The organism is Phyllobacterium sp. MT110 (genome assembly GCF_058792715.1).
In genome coordinates this window covers 1,883,855-1,904,442 of sequence record NZ_JBXAFE010000001.1, presented here as the reverse complement: position 1 = coordinate 1,904,442, position 20,588 = coordinate 1,883,855, and the positions used below count along the sequence as shown (strand labels likewise).

The following is a 20,588-nucleotide window of genomic DNA, read 5'->3' as shown; positions in this document are numbered from 1 at the left end:
CCCGTCATGGCAAAAGCCCGTACATCACCCCTCCGCTCCGGCTTCGTTCACGTCGCCCTGATCATCTACACGCTGATCGCGCTGTTTCCGGTGTTCCTGATCATCATCAACTCGTTCAAGGACCGGGCGTCGATCTTCCGCAACCCGCTTGGCCTGCCGAATGCATCCAGCTTCAGTCTGGTCGGTTACAACTCGGTGCTGACACAGGGTGATTTCACCCTGTATTTCCAGAACAGCCTGATCGTCACCTCCGTGTCGATCTTCTTCGTGCTGCTGTTCGGCGCCATGGCCGCTTTCGCGCTGTCGGAATACCGCTTCCGCGGCAATTCGCTGATGGGGCTCTACCTCGCCCTCGGCATCATGATCCCGATCCGCCTTGGAACGGTCGCGATTCTGCAGGGCATGGTTGCGACGGGGCTCGTCAACACCTTGACCGCGCTGATCCTCGTCTACACCGCGCAAGGTCTGCCGCTTGCCGTGTTCATTCTCACCGAATTCATGCGCACCGTGTCGGATGACCTGAAGAATGCCGGCCGCATCGACGGTCTGACGGAATATTCGATCTTTTTCCGGCTGGTGCTGCCGCTGGTCAAGCCTGCCATGGCGACGGTCGCCGTGTTCACGATGATCCCGATCTGGAACGATCTGTGGTTCCCGCTGATCCTTGCACCGAGCGATGCCACCAAAACTGTCACGCTCGGCTCACAGGTGTTCATCGGCCAGTTCGTCACCAACTGGAATGCCGTTCTGGCGGCGCTGACCCTCGCCATCCTGCCGGTACTCGTCCTTTATTTCTTGTTCTCGCGGCAACTGATCCGCGGTATTACATCGGGAGCAGTCAAATGACCGCCAATACGCAAAAGCCCGTGCGGGTTCTGGTTGCCGGGCTTGGCAATATGGGCCGGAGCCACGCGCTCGCCTATCACAACAATCCTGGCTTCGAGATTGTCGGGCTGGTCAACCGCTCCGTCGTGCCGCTGGCTAGGGAATTGCAGGGCTACACGATCCATCCCTCTTTCGAACAGGCGCTGGCCGACCTCAAGCCGGAGCTGGTTTCGATCAACACCTATTCCGACAGCCATGCGGACTATGCCGTTGCCGCCATGGCGGCGGGTGCCGACGTCTTTGTCGAGAAGCCGCTGGCCACCACCGTCGCCGATGCGCAGCGTGTGGTCGCTGCGGCCAAACAGTATGGCCGCAAGCTGGTGATCGGCTATATCCTGCGCCACCATCCGTCATGGGTGCGGCTGATCGAGGAAGCCCGCAAGCTTGGCGGCCCCTATGTCTTCCGCATGAACCTCAATCAGCAGTCGAGCGGCGCGACATGGGAAACCCACAAGGCGCTGATGCAGACCACGTCGCCTATCGTCGATTGCGGCGTGCATTATCTCGATGTGATGTTGCAGATCACCGACGCCACGCCGGTTCAGGTGCGCGGCATGGGCGTGCGGCTTTCCGACGAGATCGATGCGAAGATGTACAATTACGGTCATCTGCAGGTTCTCTTCGACGACAATTCTGTCGGCTGGTACGAGGCGGGCTGGGGTCCGATGATTTCGGAAACGGCTTTCTTCGTGAAGGACGTGATCTCGCCCAATGGCTGTGTGTCCATCGTCATGGACCAGAACGCCAAGTCGGATGATATCGACTCGCACACCAAGACATCGACCATCCGGCTGCATTCGGCCAGGACAGGCGCGGACGGGCGTTTTGCCAAGCCGGACGAGCTGCTCAGCATGGCGGGCGAACCCGGCCATCAGGAGCTTTGTGACCTGGAGCAGGCCTTTGTTCTCAAAGCCATCCGCGAGGATCTCGACCTGGGCCGCCACATGCAGGATGCCGTGCGGTCGCTCAGTGTCTGCCTTGCGGCGGATGAAAGCGTGCGCACCGGCAAGCCGGTAGACCTGTAATTAAAAGTTTGAAGACGGGAACAAGACATTGGGTTCTTTGAAGATAGAAAATATTCGCAAGTCTTTCGGCCAGGTGGACGTGCTGAAAGGCATCGATCTCGAGGTGCGGGATGGCGAGTTCGTGATTTTTGTCGGGCCGTCCGGCTGCGGCAAGTCGACCTTGCTGCGCGTGATCGCCGGTCTGGAGGATGCGACCTCGGGCGAGATCCTGATCGACGGCAAAAAGGTCAACAATACGCCGCCGGCAAAACGCGGCATCGCCATGGTGTTCCAGACCTACGCGCTTTATCCGCACCTGTCGGTGCGCGACAATATGGGCCTTGGCCTGAAGCAGGCAGGCAAGCCCGCCGAGGAAATCAAGGAGCGCACGAAGATCGCTTCGGCCATGCTCTCGCTCGATGATTATCTGGAGCGACGCCCGGCCGAACTGTCCGGCGGCCAGCGCCAGCGCGTCGCCATCGGCCGCGCGATCGTGCGCGAGCCGCAGCTCTTCCTGTTCGACGAACCCTTGTCGAACCTCGATGCGGCGCTGCGTGTCAACACGCGGCTGGAGATTGCCCGCCTGCACCGGCAGCTGAAGGCGACGATGATCTACGTGACGCACGATCAGGTGGAAGCCATGACGCTTGCCGACAAGATCGTCGTCATGAACAAGGGCAGGATCGAGCAGGTCGGCTCGCCGATGGAACTCTATAATTCACCGCAGACGCTGTTCGTCGCGGGCTTCATCGGCTCGCCGCAGATGAACCTCGTCGAGGGCGCAAAGCTCGGCGACCCCGCGGCAAAGACCGTCGGGATTCGCCCGGAGCACATCCAGGTCAGCAATACATCAGGCACCTGGAAGGGATCGGTCATCCACGTGGAGCATCTGGGAGCCGATACGATCATCTATCTGCAGACGGATTTCGGCCCGCTGACGGTCCGCCTCTTCGGCGAACACCAGTACGAGGTCGATCAGGTGCTCTATGCAACGCCGGATGCCGGACGAACCTACCGTTTCGACGACAAGGACCAGATCATCAAGGCGTGATGCGGGTGGAGTGCAAAATACGTATTTTACGTAGAGTACGTATTTTGCCAAAGCGACTTACGCATTTCCCGTCATGACATCCCCATGACTTTCGTTCATAGTCCGGCGCGCTGAAACGGGAATCGTCCGGCTCGGCGCCGAGGCAAGACGACAGGGAAGAGATCGATCATGAAATGGACTGCGGACTCCAAACGCTACGACACGATGAAGTACAATCGCTGCGGCAAGAGCGGCCTCAAGCTGCCGGCGATTTCCCTGGGGTTGTGGCACAATTTCGGACACGACACGCCGCACCAGACCAAGCAGGCCATCTGCCGCCAGGCCTTTGATCTCGGCATCACCCATTTCGATCTCGCCAACAATTACGGCCCGCCGCCCGGTTCCGCCGAAGAAGCATTCGGCGAAATCCTGCGCACGGATTTCCAGGGCTATCGTGATGAGCTGATCATTTCCTCCAAGGCGGGTTACGGCATGTGGCCCGGCCCTTACGGGGAGTGGGGCAGCCGCAAATACGTCATCGCCAGCTGCGACCAGAGCCTGAAGCGGCTCGGTCTCGACTATGTCGACATCTTCTATTCGCACCGCTTCGATCCGGATACACCGCTGGAAGAGACCATGATGGCGCTCGACCACATCGTCCGTTCCGGGCGCGCGCAATATGTCGGCATCTCGTCCTACAACTCGCATCGCACCCGCGAAGCGGCGGCCATACTGGAAGAACTCGGCACGCCGTGCCTCATTCATCAGCCAAGCTATTCCATGATCAACCGCTGGATCGAGGATGACGGTCTTGTCGACACGCTGGAAGAGCTCGGCATCGGCTCCATCGTGTTCTCGCCGCTGTCACAGGGCATGCTGACCGACAAATATCTCAAGGGCGTGCCGGAAGAAAGCCGCGCCGCGCAGGGCAAGTCGCTCAATCCGGCCTTCCTCAGCGAACAGAACCTTGCCAATATCCGGGCATTGAACGCGATTGCGGCAAAGCGCGGCCAGACTCTGGCGCAGATGGCGCTTGCCTGGGTGCTGCGGCGCGGCCGGATCACCACCGCGCTCATCGGCGCGAGTAAGCCGCAGCAGGTCATCGATTGCGTCAAGTCTCTGGAAAATCTCGATTTTACCGATGCGGAGCTTGCCGAAATCGACGTTTATGCCAATGATGCGAACATCAATCTCTGGGCAGCGTCGGCCGAGCGCCGGGGACCGGAGCGTACCCCGCCAAAACCGGCTTGAACCCGCGTTGAAACGCTTTAGATAAAAGACATCGAAAACGCCGGCTGCGATCCCGTGGCTGGCGTTTTTCGAATGGGATGCAACCCGCAATTGGCAGCGCCGCGCGAATATGCGACATGTCTGCGCGAAATTGACGTCACGAATGGGATAGTGCGATGAAGATTGCAATGATCGGGACTGGCTATGTCGGTCTGGTTTCTGGTGTGTGCTTTGCCGAATTCGGTTTTCAGGTCACCTGCGTCGACAAGAACCCGGCCATTATCGAGCGCCTGCAGGCTGGGGAAGTGACAATCTACGAACCCGGTCTGGACGAACTCCTGACCCGCAATGCCCGTGACGGGCGCCTGATCTTTACGACGGAGCTGGCATCGACGGTCGCCGATGCGGATGTGATTTTCATCGCCGTCGGCACGCCGTCACGGCGCGGCGACGGGGAAGCCGACCTGCAATATATCTATGCCGCCGCGGATGAGATTGCCGCCGCCATGAAGCCGGGCGCGGTGATCGTGATCAAGTCGACGGTCGTGGTCGGCACCAATGCCGATGTGCGCGCGCATATTGCTAAGGCGCGGCCGGATGTGCCGTTCTCGATGGTATCCAATCCGGAATTCCTGCGTGAGGGCTCGGCCGTCGAGGATTTCCTGCGGCCCGACCGCGTTGTGGTCGGCGTGCATGACGAGCCCGGTTCCAATGCCATGAAGCGCGTCTACCGGCCGCTTTACCTGCGCGAAACGCCGATGATCGTGACCACATTGGAAAATGCCGAGATCATCAAATATGCCGCCAATGCCTTTCTGGCGATGAAGGTCACCTTCATCAACGAGGTGGCTGACCTGTGCGAAAAGACCGGCGGCAATGTGCAGGACGTGGCGCGCGCCATCGGCATGGACAACCGCATCGGCTCGAAATTCCTGCATGCGGGCCCCGGTTTCGGCGGCTCCTGCTTCCCCAAGGATACCCGCGCCTATGCGGCGACCGGGCGCAAGATGAATGCACCGCAGACCCTGATCGAGCAGGTCGTCGTGGTCAACGAGCAGCGCAAGCACTCCATGGCCGCACGGGTCATCGCCGCGGCTGCCAGGAGCGGCGCAAAAACCGTTGCGGCGCTTGGCATCGCTTTCAAACCGAACACCGACGATATTCGCGAGTCACCGGCGCTCGATATCATCCCGGCCCTGCAGAAGGCCGGCCTGACGGTGCGCGCGCATGATCCGGAAGCGCGCTCGGCTGCCGAACCGGTGCTGCCGGGCGTCGTCTGGTGCAAGTCGGCCTACGAGGCCGTCGAAGGTGCCGGAATCACCGTGCTCCTGACCGAATGGAACGCCTATCGCGCGCTCGATCTGAAGAAGGTTGCCAGCCTGATGAAGGGCAATCTCCTGTTCGATCTGCGCAACGTCTACGGCGAGCAGGATATCGACGGCACGGGGCTGGAGTACCACTCCATCGGCCGCCCGGGCCTGGGGCAGGGCGTTTAAAACAACATTTGCATCGTGGTGGTGCGTGGTTCGACAAGCTCACCATGAGGGCGGTGGTCTATCACCATGAGGACCGTGGTTTGATTGCAGCCCGCAAGCTTCCCTCATGGTGAGCTTGTCGAACCACGCACAATGGACATGCAATCGTTGGATTACTGCGCAGCCCTGTACAGCGTTATGGTTGTCTTGCGGCCCTTGCTGTAGTTGATGCCTGAAACACTGCCGGCCACGACGACGGATTTTTCGCCCTGCGGCAGGTTTTGCAGAAATTCCGCCCGGCTGCCCTCGTCGACGGCGGAAATCGCGCAGGCGGGATTGTCGAGCAGATATTTTGCCGCGCCCGCACCACTGGTCAGGATGGTCTTTGTACCCGCCAGAAAAACCAGGCTTGGCTCGGCATAGCCCGCCGATGCCAGCACGCTGTTGGCGCAGGGTTTTGCCGCGTTGAAGGCATTGTTGATGGCCGGGCTCATCCAGATCGGCGTGATGGCCGGAGCCACGCCCCATGTGAGCAGAGCCAGCGTGGCAATGGCAAGGGTTGCGGTCACCTGTATGGCACGCGTCAGATTATCCCTGAGCACGAGGCCGCTGGCAAAGATGCCCGCCGCCGCTGCGGTGAAGAAAGCGATGATCCCAGGAACGGGAAGCGTGTGGGCCATGACCCAGGGCAGGACGGTGCCTGCGCCCATCAGCGCCAGCGTGGCTATGGCCAGACCCAGCAGCGTCAGCCGTTCAAGCCATATCTGCCAGCGCCCCCGATAGGGCTGGCTGGCAATGCCGCTGTCCACAGCCCAGGCCATCATCAGCAGAAGCGCGGGATAGGCGGGCAGGATATAGTGCGGCAGCTTGGTCGGGATCATCTCCGTCACCAGCCAGTAGGGAATGTACCAGGCGGTCAGGAAGGCGAGACGCGGATCGGTGCGGAAACGGCCGAGTGCCTGCAGGCCGCCGCGTATGGCCATGACGCCGAAGGGCCAGAGGAACAGCACGAAAATCAGGGCGAAATAGCCGGGCGGTGCACCATGGCTTTCCTGCCCGTCGCCCACCTTGGACAACAGGTCATTGCCGACGGATTCGTTGAAGAAGGCGCCGCCGCTCTTCAGTGTGATCAGGACGAGCCAGGGCAAGACAATGACCAGCAGAATGGCGATACCGCTCAGGGGTTTCAGCCGCTTCAGCCATTGCCATTCACGGTAGAAGAGACAGAGCGCGGCGGCGGTGAGCACGCTGACGAAGGGCGTGATCGGCCCTTTGATCAAGACGCCTACGGCCGTTGCGATCCAGAAGACAAGGGCGGGCGCCCATTTTGCCGGGGTGTTGTTGCGGCTGGCCATCCATATCCATGCCAGCGCGCCCTGGGCAAACACCACGGTGGCGAGCAGGGTGGCATCGGTTTTTGCCACGCGGGCTTCGAAGCCGAGCATGACAATGGCCGCAAGCGCCATGCCTGCGAGCAGTCCTGCGCTCTGGCCGAACAGGAATGCACCCAGCGCCGCCGTGGCGAGCACCGCCAGCGTTGCGCCGCCGACCGAGACGAGCCGGTAGACCCAGACCGGTGCCGTCTGGTCATAGCCGGTGACCTTCAGCACGGCGCTCTGGAGCCAGTAGATGCCGACGGGTTTCTTGTAGCGCGAGGCATCCTGAAAGCGGATGTCGACGTAATCGCCGGTTTCCGCCATCTGGTGCGTGGCCTGGATATAACGCGCTTCATCCCGGTCGAGCGGCGGAATCGCGACGATTCCGGGCACGAACGACACAAGGCAGATGAAAATGAGCAGCAGGTAGTGGCTGAAGCGGAGTTTTGCGGTGCCCGCAGACGCAGGGTCAGAATGGGTCATGATCGTGCCTTGCGGTGCCTTCGGCTCAGCTGTCCTGCGTCATTGCCTTTTTCTCATTGGCGATCAGCCACAGATTGCGGATGTAGACGACAAGGCCCAAACCCTGGCCGGCGATGAACACCGGATCCTTGCGCACGATCGCGTAGATGAAGAGCAGAACGCCGCCAAACAGCGAGAAGAACCAGAACGTTACCGGGACAACGCTGCGCTTGGCCTTTTCCGAAGCGATCCACTGCACGACGAAACGCATGGTGAAGCAGCCCTGCGCGAAGAAACCGAGAAGGATCCAGGCGTCAAACTGGGCGACAAAGACCGTGTGCAGCCAATTGCTAAATGCGTCAGCCATGGCTGATCTCCGTGATGGTTGGAACGGTCTTGCGGCGCTTTCTCAGCCACCACACACCGTAAAGATCGAGAATACCGCGCAGGCCGCGGTCGAGAATACCGTAATTGGATTTGCCGTGGCGGCGTTCGCGGTCCACCACATCCACATGCACGACGCCGTAACCCTCGCGGATCACCAGCGCGGGGAGGTAGCGGTGCCAGCCGTCGAAGAACGGCAGTTCGCGGAAAAGCTGGGTGTGCACCGCCTTCAACCCGCAGCCGGAATCGCGCGTGTTGTCCTTCAGGATGGCGCCGCGCAGCTTGTTGGCGAGTTTTGATGAGATCTGCTTCAGCTTGGTGTCGGTGCGCTTCAGCCGCTGGCCGGCGGCAATGCCCACGGCGGGGCCCGCCTGGATGAGCGCATCGGCGAGCTTGGGCAGATAGGCCGGATCGTTCTGGCCATCGCCATCCATCGTCACGACGACTTTGCCCCTCGCGGCGAAAACGCCGGAACGGACCGCAGCGCTCTGGCCGGCGGATTTATCATGCCGGACATGGCGCAGCGGCTTGCCGGCGCGGATGCGTTCGGCGAGGGCGTCGCCCGTTCCATCGGTCGAACCGTCATCGACCACCACCACTTCGTAGCTGCGGCCTTCCATGGCTGCATCCACTTCATCGAGAAGGAAGGCCAGGTTTGCGGCCTCGTTTCGGCATGGAATTACGATTGTGATTGCCGGATTGCTCAATGTGCAGGCTTTCATATTGTCTGGTCAGGCGCGCTCCTTAACACTGAAAGAGCCGCCTTTCCATCCTCAAATCATTCAACAGGGAATGATCAACGCTTATTGCGGATGTCCGTCAAGGTTTTCGCCGGCGTGATTGCTTCGGGGTCGAGCCGGATTTCAATGATCGACGGTTTGCCGCTTTGCACCGCGCGTTGCCATGCACCTTCGAAATCAGCCGTCTTCTCGACCGTCTCTCCATGTCCGCCATAGGCGCGGGCCAGCATGGCAAAATCAGGGTTGGTCAGGTCCGTTGCCGACACACGGCCCGGATATTCCCGCTCCTGATGCATGCGGATGGTACCGTAGATATTGTTGTTGATGACGAGCACGATGATCGGCAACCCGTATTTCACCGCGGTCGCAAAATCCTGACCGTTCATCAGGAAGCAGCCGTCACCGGCAAAGCAGACCACGGTTCGCTCGGGATAAAGCCGTTTCGCCGCGACAGCGGCGGGAAGGCCGTAACCCATCGAGCCCGATGTCGGCGCGGCCTGTGTGCCGAACCGGCGAAAGCGATGGAAACGGTGCAGCCAGGTGGCGTAATTGCCCGCGCCATTGGTCATGATGGCGTCTTCCGGCAGCACGCTTTCCAGATAGGTCATGATCGGGCCCATGGCGACATTGCCGGGTCCGGTCTGCGGCGGGGTCGACCACTTGAGGTAGGCGGCGTGCGCAACCTCCGCCTCGCCGGGCCAGTTGATGTGCGACGGCGGCGCCAGATGGTCGACTGCCGCGGCGAAGGCATCCGGTGCGGCGTTGATGGCAAGGGCGGGGCGATAGACGCGGCCAAGCTCATCGGCATCGGGATGCACGTGGATCAGTGTCTGCCTGGGGTAGGGGCTGTCCATCAGCGTATAGCCCGAGGACGGCATTTCGCCGAAACGCCCGCCGACGAGCAGCAGCACGTCAGCCTCCTTGACGCGTGTGGCAAGTGCCGGGTTGATGCCGATGCCGACGTCGCCGGCATAATTCGGATGCAGGTGATCGAACAGCATCTGGCGGCGGAAGGAACAGCCAACCGGCAGGTGCCACTTCTCGGCAAAGCGGGTGATGGAGCGCACGGCCGCTTCGTCCCAGCGCGAGCCGCCGAGGATCATGAACGGTTTTTTGGCGCCCTGTAAAAGGTCGGCGAGTTTCTCGATGCTGGCGGGCGACGGGCCTGTCTCTACCGGCTGCCAGCCCTGTGCGGCCACCGCCTCGACCTTGTCGGTCAGCATGTCTTCCGGCAAGGCGAGCACGACGGGACCGGGGCGGCCCGAGGTGGCGACGGAGAAGGCGCGGGTGACGAACTCCGGGATACGGCGGGCATCGTCGATTTCGGCTACCCATTTGGCAGTGTCGGCAAAGAAGCGGCGGTATTCCACTTCCTGGAAGGCTTCGCGCTCGCGCGCGTCGCGCTGGACCTGGCCGATGAACAGGATCAGCGGGGTCGAATCCTGCATGGCGATGTGGATGCCGGGCGAGGCGTTGGTTGCGCCGGGGCCGCGGGTGACGAAGCAGATGCCGGGCTTGCCGGTCAGTTTGCCCCAGGCTTCGGCCATCATCGCCGCGCCGCCTTCGGCCCGGCAGACGGTCACGCCCACATCGGCATCCACCAGCGCGTCCAGCACGGCAAGATAGCTTTCGCCGGGAACGCAGAACAGCTGTTCCGCGCCATTGGCTTTCAGGGCTTCTACGATCAATTCACCGCCGGTTTTCATCGGATGCGTCCTTCAATTCCTGGAGAATGTCTGCACTGTGTTCGCCGAGGCGTGGCGAGGGTCTGTTGTAGGTCAGAGGTGTCTTCGACATGACGATCGGCGTGCGCACCGAGGGGATGCTGCTGCCATGGGCATCGTCAAGGTCGAGACGCAACTGCCGGGAGACGATCTGCGGATCGTCGAACATCTCGCCGATGCGGTTGATCGGCCCGGCAGGCACGGCATTCTGTGCGCAGGCGGCGAGCAGGTCGGCGCGTGTGCGTTTCTGCGTTTCGGCCCGGATGATTGCGCTCAGCGCGGTCCGGTTTTCCAGCCGCGCCCGGTTGGTGAGAAAGCGCGGATCGGCGCTGAGACCGTCCAGCCCCATGATCGCGCAGAAGCGAGCGAACTGCCCGTCATTGCCGACGGCAAGAATGAGATGGCCGTCGGAGGTGGGCACGACCTCGTAGGGCGAAATGTTGGGATGGGCGTTGCCCATGCGGTTCGGGCTGTTGCCGGTGGCGAGATAATTCATCGCCTGATTGGCCATGACGGCGGACTGCACATCGAACAATGCCATATCCACCAGCTGGCCTTCGCCGGTCTTCTCCGCGTGGGCCAGTGCCGCCTGAATGGCAATGACCGAGTAAAGCCCGGTGAACACATCGGCGACGGCAAGGCCGACTTTCTGCGGCTCGCGGTCCGGCTCGCCGGTGACCGACATCAGCCCGGACATGCCCTGAATGATGAAGTCATAGCCGGCCTGGCTGGCATAGGGGCCGGTCTGGCCGAAACCGGTGATGGAGCAGTAGACGAGGCGCGGATTGTCGGCACTCAATGTTTCATAGTCGAGACCATACTTCTTCAGGCCGCCGACCTTGAAGTTCTCCAGGACGACATCCGCCGTGCGGCAGAGTGCCCGCACCGTTTCCTGGCCTTCGGGCGAGGTGAAATCGACGGTGATCGAGCGCTTGCCGCGGTTGCAGGAATGAAAATAGGCGGCAGAGAGGTTTTCTCCTTCCTTGCTGGTGATGAAGGGCGGGCCCCACCCACGGGTTTCGTCGCCGCCGGCGGGATTCTCCACCTTGATCACATCGGCACCAAGATCGGCCAGAATCTGTCCGGCCCATGGTCCGGCGAGGACGCGGGCGAGTTCGATGACACGCACGCCTTTGAGGGGAGCTTCAGTCATGGTTGTTAAAGTGGCTCCAAATTCAGTGTTTGTTTCGGGGCTTGTTGCTGAACGACTCGAACCGCCCAATCGGTGAAGTCTCGCATGATTACGTCGCGGTTGATTTCGTTCAAGCCTTCGTGGCGGGTATCGGCATAAACTTTGGTCGTGACATCGCGGAAGCCGAGCCGTTGCATCCGCCTGCCGAGATGCGTCACGGCGCTGCCCCCGGCCGTGGCGGGATCTTCCGCCCCGCCGGCGAGATTGAAGGGCAGGGTGCGCCGTACCTTGGCAAGGCGGCTGTTGTCGGCTCCGGCAAAGGTGAAGCCGAAGACATCGCGCCACATGCCGACCGAGGCATCCCAGCCGCACAGAGGATCGGCGATATAGGCGTCCACTTCGTCAGGGTCGCGTGACAGCCAGTCAAACGGGGTGCGGGCATCCCTGATGCCGCGCGCCCAGGTCTGAAAGGTCAGTTTCGGCAGAAGCATGCTCGGCACATCGGAGCCAAGCAGCATGCGTTCGGCCCGCAGGATGCCCTGCGCCAGCCGTCCGGCGAGGCCGACCGAGAAATTGGCGTTCCAGATGGCGGCGGCATCGACCTTCTGCTGATAGCCCAGCACGTAATTGAGGCCGATCAGGCCGCCCATGGAATGGCCGAAGAGAAGCAGCGGCAGACCGGGATGGCGGGCGCGGGCCGCGGCGTTGAGCGCGTCCATGTCTTCGAGCACCAGGCGCATGCCGTCCCGCTCGGCGAAACGGCCGGGCGGCGCACCATCGGCTTTGGTATAGCCGTGGCCGCGATGGTCGTGAGCGTAGACATGAAAACCGTGCCTGTTGAGATGCTCGGCAAAACGGCCATAGCGCAGGCAGTGTTCGGCAAGGCCGTGGCTGATCTGGACAATGGCTATGCCGCTGCCTGCGGCGGGTGAAAAGCGCATGGCAAGCGCTGCACCCGTCGGCGACCGGACCGTTTCGATGTCTGCAAAACCCATTCATGCCTCCCGCGATCAATTGAAAGGGTGGCGCGTGATTAGTCAATCCACAATAAATTCTGCGTAAATTCGGGTATCTCCACGGGTTTTTGCACAATAAATAATCATGCATTGTGCACTGCAATTTTATTTTGCAAGACCTCTTGCAAACGACAAAAACTTGCCGCAAAACTTCTTTCCGAAAGAGATTGGATCCTGTGTCTTCTCTCGATCGTCCCCGGCTTTCGCGGCTGACAGAACGCTGATTTGCGGCGTCGGGGGATGATTGTCCGGACCGGGATATCCAGGCGCTTGCCAGTTACATGGCCGTTCCGGGGGGAAGAGGACGCTCCCCAAATGCGGCACCAGAGGGGAAACCGGGTGACGGAAATATCCGCACCCGGTTTCGCTCGTTCTGGAGGACGGTTTTCATTTCCGTTGTGCGTGGTTCGACAAGCTCACCATGAGGGAAGTGGTAGCTGCAACGCTAATCGGAAACATTGCAGGATATGGCTCCCTGCAATTCTCACTCTCCCTCATGGTGAGCTTGTCGAACCACGCACGACAGGAATGCAAACATCCTGCAAAACGCCCGGTCATCCCGAAATAAACAGCGCGTGCATTGCCACCCGCGCCCCTTTCGCCTACATACGGCGCAAATTCATGTCCCAAAAATCCCGAACATCGGAGTGACGCGCGTTATGGCACGCCAATTCATTTACCATATGGCCGGCCTGAACAAGGCATACGGAACCAAGAAGGTTCTCGAAAACATCCATCTTTCCTTCTACCCCGATGCCAAGATCGGTATTCTCGGACCGAACGGTGCGGGTAAGTCGACGATCCTCAAGATCATGGCCGGCATGGACAAGGAATATACCGGCGAAGCCTGGCTGGCTGACGGCGCCACGGTCGGCTACCTCGCGCAGGAACCCTATCTCGATCCCACCAAGGACGTGATGGGCAACGTCATGGACGGCGTCGCGGACAAGAAGGCCGTTCTCGACCGCTACAACGAACTGATGATGAACTATTCCGACGAAACCGCCGATGAAGGCGCCAAACTGCAGGACATCATCGACGCCAAGAACCTCTGGGATCTGGAATCCCAGGTGGAAATGGCCATGGAAGCGCTGCGCTGCCCGCCCGGTGATTCCGGCGTGGAAAAGCTGTCCGGCGGTGAGCGTCGCCGTGTGGCACTGTGCCGCCTGCTGCTCTCGCAGCCCGATCTTCTGCTCCTCGACGAGCCGACCAACCACCTTGACGCCGAAACCACCGCCTGGCTGGAAAAGCACCTGCGCGAATATGCCGGCTCCGTCCTGCTGATCACGCACGATCGCTACTTCCTCGACAATGTGACCGGCTGGATTCTCGAGCTCGACCGCGGCCGCGGCATCCCCTACGAAGGCAATTACTCCGCCTATCTCGGTGCGAAGGCCAAGCGCATGCAGCAGGAAGGCCGCGAGGACGACTCGCGCCAGAAGGCTCTGGAGCGCGAGCGCGAGTGGATTTCCGCCAGCCCCAAGGCACGTCAGGCCAAGTCGAAAGCCCGTATCAAGGCCTATGACGCGCTGGTCGATGCCGCCAATGAGCAGCGTCCCGGCGATGCGCAGATCATCATTCCGGCAGGCGAGCGTCTCGGCCAGGTGGTTATCGAGGCGGAAAACCTCACCAAATCCTTCGGCGACCGCGTTCTCATCGAAAACCTGACCTTCAAGCTGCCGCCCGGCGGCATTGTCGGCATCATCGGTCCGAACGGTGCGGGTAAGACCACGCTGTTCAAGATGATCACCGGACAGGAAAAGCCGGATTCCGGCTCGATCCGCGTCGGTGAAACGGTTCATCTCGGTTATGTCGACCAGAGCCGCGATCATCTCGCGGCGGAGAAGAATGTCTGGGAAGAAATCTCCGGCGGCAATGAAATCATCAAGATCGGCAAGAACGAGATGAATTCGCGCGCCTATGTCTCGGCGTTCAACTTCAAGGGCGGCGACCAGCAGCAGAAGGTCGGCAATCTCTCCGGCGGTCAGCGCAACCGCGTGCATCTTGCCAAGATGCTGCAGTCCGGCGGCAATGTCCTGCTGCTCGACGAACCGACCAACGATCTTGACACCGAAACGCTGGCGGCACTGGAAGACGCGCTGGAAAAATACGCCGGCTGCGCCGTTATCATCAGCCACGACCGCATGTTCCTTGACCGGCTGGCGACGCACATCCTGGCCTTCGAAGGCGACAGCCACGTCGAATGGTTCGAAGGCAACTTCCAGGACTATGAGAACGACAAGATCCGTCGTCTCGGACCGGACAGCGTCAATCCGAAGCGTCCGAGCTACAAGCCTCTGACACGCTGATGCGACCGGGAGGGCGGCAACGCCCTCCCATCACCAATTTTGACGTTTCCATCAGTGATATTGGCTGGTTTTAACAAGCAATTTTCCTAAGATGCGGCTGATTTCACCGGAGTGCCGTCATGACAGATCTTTTCGCAACCAGAACGGACATCCTTCCGGCCCGCAAGATTGTCGGGCGGGTGAGCGGCCTGTTCCAGGCGCCGAAAGACAGTTTTGTCACCGCTGCCACGGACACGCTCGATCTCACCTTTGAAGGCATCCGCGGCGATTATCATGCCGGCCTGACGCGCCGGTCCGGCGGGCGCGAGCCCTGGTACCCGCGCGGAACGGAGATGCGCAACGAACGGCATATTTCCGTTCTGGCGGCCGACGAGCTTGCAATGATTGCCGGCGCCATGGGCCTTGCGGAAGTCAAACCCGAATGGATCGGCGCCAACATGGTTGTCGATGGCATTCCCTCGCTTTCCATGCTGCCGCCGCGCACGCTGCTGTTCTTCGAAGGCGGCGTGACGCTGAAGGTCGACGGGCAGAACGCGCCGTGCAAGGTCGCCGGACGCTCCATCGCCGAGCGGGCGCAAACCCCCGATCACACCGCGACGGCGCTCGACTTCGTCAAAGCGTCGAAGCGGCTGCGTGGCATCGTCGTCTGGGTTGAAGTGCCGGGAATCATCCATTCCGGTGAAAAAATCGATGCGCGCCTGCCGGAGCAATGGATTTATCCGGGCTGACGCTTGCGTCCTTCGCCGATCTGTGGCGAATGGAATGCAGGTCCGGTGCCTGCATGCAGGAGAATCGGGAAGCCGGTGCAAATCCGGCACGTGCCCAACGCTGTATAGGGGATGGGCCGCGCAGATTGCCACGGGGAAACCCGGAAGGCGCGCGGTTCAGGTGAACCTCAGTCAGAAGACCGGCCGGACCGGATAGCCGAAACCGCACGGACAGCGGGGAGGTGTCTGGGGTCAGATCAATCTGACCCTCGCATTGTTGGGAGCAAACGATGCACGACTCTGCCTGTGGTCCCGTGGCCGCCGCCGATTTTTCCGCGGACGAGCGCGCCGCCGTCTACAAAGCCATCCATACCCGCCGCGATGTGCGCGACCAGTTCCTGCCAAGGCCCGTCGACGACGAAGTGCTGCTGCGGCTGCTCGATGCCGCCCATCACGCGCCGTCGGTGGGGTTCATGCAGCCGTGGAATTTCATTCTCATCCGCGACGCGGCACGCAAGGCCGAGGTGCATCAGGCCTTTACCCGCGCCAATGCAGAAGCAAAGGCCATGTTCACCGACGAGCGCCAGGCGCTCTACGCCTCGCTGAAGCTTGAGGGCATCGTGAAGGCGCCGGTCAATCTGTGCATCACCTGCGACCGGACACGCGGCGGCGATGTCGTTCTGGGGCGCACCCATAACCGGCAGATGGATGTCTACAGCACCGTCTGTGCCGTGCAGAACCTGTGGCTGGCGGCGCGGGCGGAAGGCATCGGCGTCGGCTGGGTCAGCATCTACCATGACCGGGACATGCGCCGCATTCTGGCCATCCCCGATCATGTCGAGATCATCGCCTATCTCTGCATCGGCTATGTCGACCAGCTCTACGATCAGCCGGAGCTGCAAAAGCGCGGCTGGCGCGAACGGTTGCCGCTGGACCAGCTCATCTATGAAGATCAGTGGGATACAGGCGCTGATTTCAGCTCGGATCGTCCTCGTCCGGATCCAGCAGCCGCGTCGCCCGCCATTCCGTCAATTTCCGGTTGATGGCCTCGAGCACGAAGAAACGGGCCGACTCCTTGTCATAGCCCTCGTCGCGCAGCGCATCGTAGTCCGTGTGCTGATGGCGGACATGGGCGACTGTGGCCAGCCACACCGCAATGGGTGGTGGCAGGCTTTTCATGTGCGGTGCCGTGGCGGCGGCGCGTATGGGCTCGGAATCCGAGTAGGGTACGGCCGGCAAAAGCAGTGTCAGCGCCTTGCCGATGGCCCTTTGGCGGTTGGTTCCTGAACTCATTGCACTGTCTTCCCGCCGATTCGCTGATCGATATACCAGCCTATTTCAAACGCGACAAAATTTGCCGTCAACGGAAAAACAAAACTTGCCAAATCTGTATTTCTCACATAAACATATCTTTATATCTTTTGAGGATACCTTGATGGACAAACGTGATCTCAATCTTGACCTGATGGTCGATACGCTGAAGGCAGCGGCGGAACCCAGCCGCCTGCGCATTCTGGCGCTGTTGTCCCGGGGGGATCTGACGGTTTCCGATCTGACCTCCATCCTCGGGCAGTCGCAGCCACGCGTCTCCCGCCATCTCAAGCTGCTGTTCGAAGCCAATCTGATCAACCGTTATCAGGAGGGCTCCTGGGCCTATTTCCGCCTCGCTGAATCCCTGGTGGTTGGCGATATCGCCCGGATCCTGCTCGATCGTCTTGATGTGTCCGATCCATTGCTGGAGCGCGATATCGAGCGGCTCGGCTCGGTGAAGCTGCAGCGCCGCGAGCGGGCCGCCGCCTATTTCAGTGCCAATGCCACCAGCTGGGACGCTATCCGTTCGCTGCATGTGCCGGATGGCGCGGTGGAAGCCGCGCTGACGAAGATCATCGGGCGCACGCCGTTCCAGGCGATGCTTGACGTGGGCACCGGCACCGGCCGTCTTCTCGAACTGTTTGCCCCGCTTTACGTGCGCGGTGTCGGCATCGATATCAATCGCGACATGCTGACCATTGCCCGCTCCAATCTTGACCGGTCGGGCATCACCAATGCGCAGGTCCGCCAGGGCGATGTCTATTCGCTGCCGGTTGACCGGGAGTCTTTCGATCTGGTGACCGTTCATCAGGTGCTGCACTTCCTCGACAATCCTGCCGAGGCCATCCGCGAGGCCGCACGCGCCTTGCGTGCGGGCGGGCGCATGCTGATCGTCGATTTCGCCCCGCACGATCTTGAATTCCTGCGGGACAGCCATGCGCATATACGGCTTGGCTTCAACGACAACCAGATGCGTGACTGGCTGACCGAGGCCGGGCTGGCGCTGGAAAACAGCATCGAACTCGAACCAAAAGACAAAGACAAACTGACCGTCAAACTGTGGTTGGCACGCGACCCACGCCTGCTGATCGCTGATCCCGCTTTAACCTCCCGCGTAACGGAGAGTGTCTGATGAGCTTTTTCCGCCAATCCCGCCGTGCCGACCTTGGAACCAATATCAAGGTTTCCTTTGAATTCTTCCCGCCGAAGACCGAGGTGATGGAAGAGCGCCTGTGGGAAACCGTGACGCGTCTTGCGCCGCTCAATCCCGAATTCGTGTCGGTAACCTACGGCGCCGGCGGTTCCACCCGCGAGCGCACGGCCCGCACGATCAAGCGCATCCTGACCGAAACGGACGTCAACGCCGCCGCGCACCTGACCTGCGTCGATGCGACGAAGGAAGAGGTTGATACCGTGGTGCGCGAATTTGCGGCCATGGGCGTGAAGCGCTTCGTTGCCCTGCGCGGCGATCCGGCCGGCGGCGTCGGTGCCCATTACAAGCCGACACCCGGCGGCTATGAAAACGGTGCCGATCTCGTCGCCGGGCTGAAGGCCTTTGCCGATTTCGACATTTCCGTTTCCGCCTATCCGGAAAAGCATCCGGAGAGCCCGGATTTCGCCACCGATATCGACATGCTCAAGCGCAAGGTCGACAATGGCGCGACGCGGGCGATCACGCAGTTCTTCTTCGAGAACGATCTCTACGAGCGTTATGTCGAAAAGGTCCGTCGCGCCGGTATCTATATTCCGATCCTGCCGGGCATCCTGCCGATCCATAATTTCACGCAGGTCACCAATTTCTGCTCGAAGGCCGGGACTCACATCCCCGCATGGCTGGCCGAGCGGTTCGAGGGGCTGGAAAACGATCCGCAGACCCATGCGCTGGTTTCATCGGCTGTGGCTGCCGAGCAGGTTCTCGATCTGGTCGAGCGCGGCATTCAGGATTTCCATTTCTACACGATGAACCGGGCCGACCTTGCCTTCGCCATCTGCCATCTCATCGGCATCCGCCCTGTCAGCGCGCCGCTGGAACCGGCATTGGCCGGCGCCGCCTGATATCGCGCACTAGTGTTGAATTGGAAATGGCCCGGTTGCTGCAACCGGGCCATCCAAATTTGTCTGTCACCTTCTTAGAGCAACAAATGCCCAAATGGCACCGTTCTGCCGAAGGGAATTTGGTTCAAGGTCGAAGGGGTTGGCGAGACCGATGTATATCCATCGGGCGACGCCAAAGCCCGATGGAATTGGGCCAAATTCACTCGGCCCTTCGGGTTTCCGGCTGGCGGACAACCACTTTGTCAGGCAGCTTCGCCCGATGGAAAAACATCGGTCTTGCTACCTTCCTAGTGGATTGTCTCGCCATCCGAGAAACAGAACTGGTGCCCTTTGAGCAGTTGTTGCTCTCCGGTCAGAGACCATCTCCACGGCGCTCTTTTTTTCAATCAGGGTATGAGTCCTACGACCATTGCACCGATAAATGCGAACGCTGCACAGATCATGAGGACGTTCATCGAACGCGTAAGTCCCATTGTTTGTCTCCTGCAGTTAACCGTCTTAGCATAGCGGAAAATTGCCACAGAAAAAGCGGAAATGTTACCGCGGTGTGACATGATCTGTAGAAATTTTTTGCTCTGCAATGGTAAGTTTCTGAAATGAAACACATTTACAGGAATGAAAAATCGTCAATTCACGATAAAATGACCGGGAATTTGGTTTATTTTTGCATTGCACCAAAACGCGACGCGCGTGTTTTCTCACCGATTTATGACACAGTTGCGCCGCAATCCCGACCGGGAAATACCAAGCCGTGCCCGTTAGGATTTGTTGAAAACTCTATCTTTTTCGCGGTTTTTGCAACGCTGCGAGCAGCCTGCCGTCAATGGTCAGAAGGCCAAGGGCGATGAGCGCCATGCCGGCAAAATCCTTCAAACCCAGTTCCTCCCCGAGAAAAACTGTTCCAAGCAGGATCGCGCTGACGGGAACCACCAGCGTGACCAGCGAGGCATTGGTGGCGCCGCCGGCGCGGACGATGGAAAAGAACAGGATGTAGGCGAAGGCGGTGGAGAGCAGACCGAGGCTGAACACGGCCGCCCAGACGCCCTGATCGGGTGCGGCGAAATCCGGCATGCCGCTGGAGAGAAGCACGACGGGGATCATGATCAGCGTCGAGGCCGTCATCTGGCCGGTTGCCGTCACTGTTGGCGGAATGCCCTTGAACCGCTTGGCGAGAATGCTGGCGAAAGCATAGGAGAGGGTGGCGGTGAGCACGGCGATTTCCGCCCACAGCGGTCCGCCCAACCCGGAGAGCACGCCGGGCCCGATCATCACCACCGTGCCGAAGACGCCGAGAAGGATGCCGGCGATCTTGTTGGCGCTGATCTTCTCATCGACGGTAAGGAATGTGGCGATGATCACCGTCCAGATCGGTGTCGTGGCGTTGAGGATCGATTCCAGCCCGGCACCGAGCGCCGTCTGCCCGATGAACAGCAGCGAAAAGGGAATGACGTTGTTCAGGAGCCCGAGTCCGGCAAAGCCGAGGGCGTGCCGGCGATAGTCCCAGAACCGGATGCCGCGGCGCAGAAGATAGATGTGCAGGGCAACGGCGGCGATGGCGACGCGAAACAGGACGAGCGTCAGCGGCGGGATCACGTGCACCGCGATTTTGGCGAAGAAGAACGAACCGCCCCATATGGCCCCCAGCAGCAGCAGTTGCAGCCAGACAAAACCGGTCATGGCAAGCGGATTGGCTGATGTTGTCTGGTTTACGGCCACGGATAATCCCCCGATTCGGATCTGCACCGGAT

Annotated in this window: 18 protein-coding genes and 1 riboswitch; of the genes, 10 read left to right on the top strand and 8 right to left on the bottom strand. The window is 60.6% G+C overall.

All coding sequences use genetic code 11. From position 1 onward, the window contains the following. The first annotated feature begins 6 nt into the window (after nt 1-6). From AC1Q5O_RS09710 to AC1Q5O_RS09690, 5 genes are all read left to right on the top strand, one after another. The gene (locus AC1Q5O_RS09710) at nt 7-846 is read left to right on the top strand and encodes a carbohydrate ABC transporter permease (RefSeq protein ID WP_223612694.1); all 840 of its coding nucleotides are present in this window, start codon (nt 7-9) and stop codon (nt 844-846) included. Next, nucleotides 843-1,910: a Gfo/Idh/MocA family protein gene (locus tag AC1Q5O_RS09705; protein ID WP_492562624.1), complete on the top strand. Its 1,068-nt coding sequence runs from the start codon at nt 843-845 to the stop codon at nt 1,908-1,910. The genes AC1Q5O_RS09710 and AC1Q5O_RS09705 overlap by 4 nt, the downstream gene beginning before the upstream one ends. Nucleotides 1,911-1,938: 28 nt before the next feature. Continuing rightward, the gene (locus AC1Q5O_RS09700; protein WP_492562622.1) at nt 1,939-2,940 is read left to right on the top strand and encodes an ABC transporter ATP-binding protein; all 1,002 of its coding nucleotides are present in this window, start codon (nt 1,939-1,941) and stop codon (nt 2,938-2,940) included. A gap of 168 nt (nt 2,941-3,108) precedes the next feature. Continuing rightward, nucleotides 3,109-4,170 carry an L-glyceraldehyde 3-phosphate reductase gene (mgrA, locus tag AC1Q5O_RS09695; RefSeq protein ID WP_492562620.1) on the top strand — a complete coding sequence of 354 codons (1,062 nt, stop codon included), beginning with the start codon at nt 3,109-3,111 and terminating at the stop codon, nt 4,168-4,170. A 155-nt stretch (nt 4,171-4,325) separates the two neighbouring features. Then, entirely contained in the window at nt 4,326-5,645 is a 1,320-nt protein-coding gene (locus tag AC1Q5O_RS09690; RefSeq protein WP_492562619.1) for a UDP-glucose dehydrogenase family protein, read from the top strand. 152 nt (nt 5,646-5,797) lie between these two features. On the opposite strand, the gene AC1Q5O_RS09685 is transcribed toward AC1Q5O_RS09690, so the two are convergent. The 6 genes from AC1Q5O_RS09685 to AC1Q5O_RS09660 all read right to left on the bottom strand — a co-directional run bounded on the left by AC1Q5O_RS09685 (nt 5,798) and on the right by AC1Q5O_RS09660 (nt 12,437). After that, nucleotides 5,798-7,483 carry an ArnT family glycosyltransferase gene (locus tag AC1Q5O_RS09685; RefSeq protein WP_492562617.1) on the bottom strand — a complete coding sequence of 562 codons (1,686 nt, stop codon included), beginning with the start codon at nt 7,481-7,483 and terminating at the stop codon, nt 5,798-5,800. Between the two features lie 25 nt (nt 7,484-7,508). After that, nucleotides 7,509-7,829 carry a lipid-A-disaccharide synthase N-terminal domain-containing protein gene (locus AC1Q5O_RS09680; RefSeq protein ID WP_492562614.1) on the bottom strand — a complete coding sequence of 107 codons (321 nt, stop codon included), beginning with the start codon at nt 7,827-7,829 and terminating at the stop codon, nt 7,509-7,511. Beyond that, nucleotides 7,822-8,568 carry a glycosyltransferase family 2 protein gene (locus tag AC1Q5O_RS09675; protein WP_374042744.1) on the bottom strand — a complete coding sequence of 249 codons (747 nt, stop codon included), beginning with the start codon at nt 8,566-8,568 and terminating at the stop codon, nt 7,822-7,824. The genes AC1Q5O_RS09680 and AC1Q5O_RS09675 overlap by 8 nt, the downstream gene beginning before the upstream one ends. Before the next feature lie 74 nt (nt 8,569-8,642). Further along, nucleotides 8,643-10,292, bottom strand: coding sequence for a thiamine pyrophosphate-binding protein (locus tag AC1Q5O_RS09670; protein ID WP_464661253.1), 1,650 nt, complete (start codon nt 10,290-10,292; stop codon nt 8,643-8,645). Beyond that, complete coding sequence (locus tag AC1Q5O_RS09665) at nt 10,276-11,463, bottom strand: CaiB/BaiF CoA transferase family protein (protein WP_492562613.1); 1,188 nt, start codon at nt 11,461-11,463, stop codon at nt 10,276-10,278. The genes AC1Q5O_RS09670 and AC1Q5O_RS09665 overlap by 17 nt, the downstream gene beginning before the upstream one ends. 5 nt (nt 11,464-11,468) lie before the next feature. Beyond that, nucleotides 11,469-12,437, bottom strand: a complete 969-nt coding sequence (locus AC1Q5O_RS09660; RefSeq protein ID WP_492562611.1) for an alpha/beta fold hydrolase — start codon at nt 12,435-12,437, stop codon at nt 11,469-11,471. Nucleotides 12,438-13,117: 680 nt separating this feature from the next. Here AC1Q5O_RS09660 and ettA point away from each other — a divergent pair. The 3 genes from ettA to bluB all read left to right on the top strand — a co-directional run bounded on the left by ettA (nt 13,118) and on the right by bluB (nt 16,517). Then, a complete protein-coding gene (gene ettA, locus AC1Q5O_RS09655) occupies nt 13,118-14,767 on the top strand; it encodes an energy-dependent translational throttle protein EttA (RefSeq protein ID WP_346306675.1) in 1,650 nt (549 codons plus the stop codon). 119 nt (nt 14,768-14,886) lie between these two features. Next, complete coding sequence (locus tag AC1Q5O_RS09650) at nt 14,887-15,495, top strand: MOSC domain-containing protein (RefSeq protein ID WP_492562608.1); 609 nt, start codon at nt 14,887-14,889, stop codon at nt 15,493-15,495. Nucleotides 15,496-15,521: 26 nt separating this feature from the next. Beyond that, nucleotides 15,522-15,697: riboswitch (cobalamin riboswitch) on the top strand. Nucleotides 15,698-15,764: 67 nt separating this feature from the next. Then, nucleotides 15,765-16,517, top strand: coding sequence for a 5,6-dimethylbenzimidazole synthase (bluB, locus tag AC1Q5O_RS09645; RefSeq protein WP_492562607.1), 753 nt, complete (start codon nt 15,765-15,767; stop codon nt 16,515-16,517). Here bluB and AC1Q5O_RS09640 read toward each other — a convergent pair. Then, a complete protein-coding gene (locus AC1Q5O_RS09640; RefSeq protein WP_105732169.1) occupies nt 16,450-16,767 on the bottom strand; it encodes a DUF2293 domain-containing protein in 318 nt (105 codons plus the stop codon). The genes bluB and AC1Q5O_RS09640 overlap by 68 nt on opposite strands. A gap of 142 nt (nt 16,768-16,909) precedes the next feature. On the opposite strand from AC1Q5O_RS09640, the gene AC1Q5O_RS09635 reads away from it, so the two are divergent. Next, entirely contained in the window at nt 16,910-17,917 is a 1,008-nt protein-coding gene (locus AC1Q5O_RS09635; RefSeq protein WP_223612709.1) for an ArsR/SmtB family transcription factor, read from the top strand. Next, nucleotides 17,917-18,840, top strand: a complete 924-nt coding sequence (metF, locus tag AC1Q5O_RS09630) for a methylenetetrahydrofolate reductase [NAD(P)H] (RefSeq protein WP_492562604.1) — start codon at nt 17,917-17,919, stop codon at nt 18,838-18,840. Before AC1Q5O_RS09635 ends, metF begins: the two co-directional genes overlap by 1 nt. A 777-nt stretch (nt 18,841-19,617) precedes the next feature. On the opposite strand, the gene AC1Q5O_RS09625 is transcribed toward metF, so the two are convergent. Further along, on the bottom strand, nt 19,618-20,517 hold the full coding sequence (locus AC1Q5O_RS09625; protein ID WP_492563142.1) for a DMT family transporter: 900 nt from the start codon (nt 20,515-20,517) through the stop codon (nt 19,618-19,620). Nucleotides 20,518-20,588: the final 71 nt, after the last annotated feature.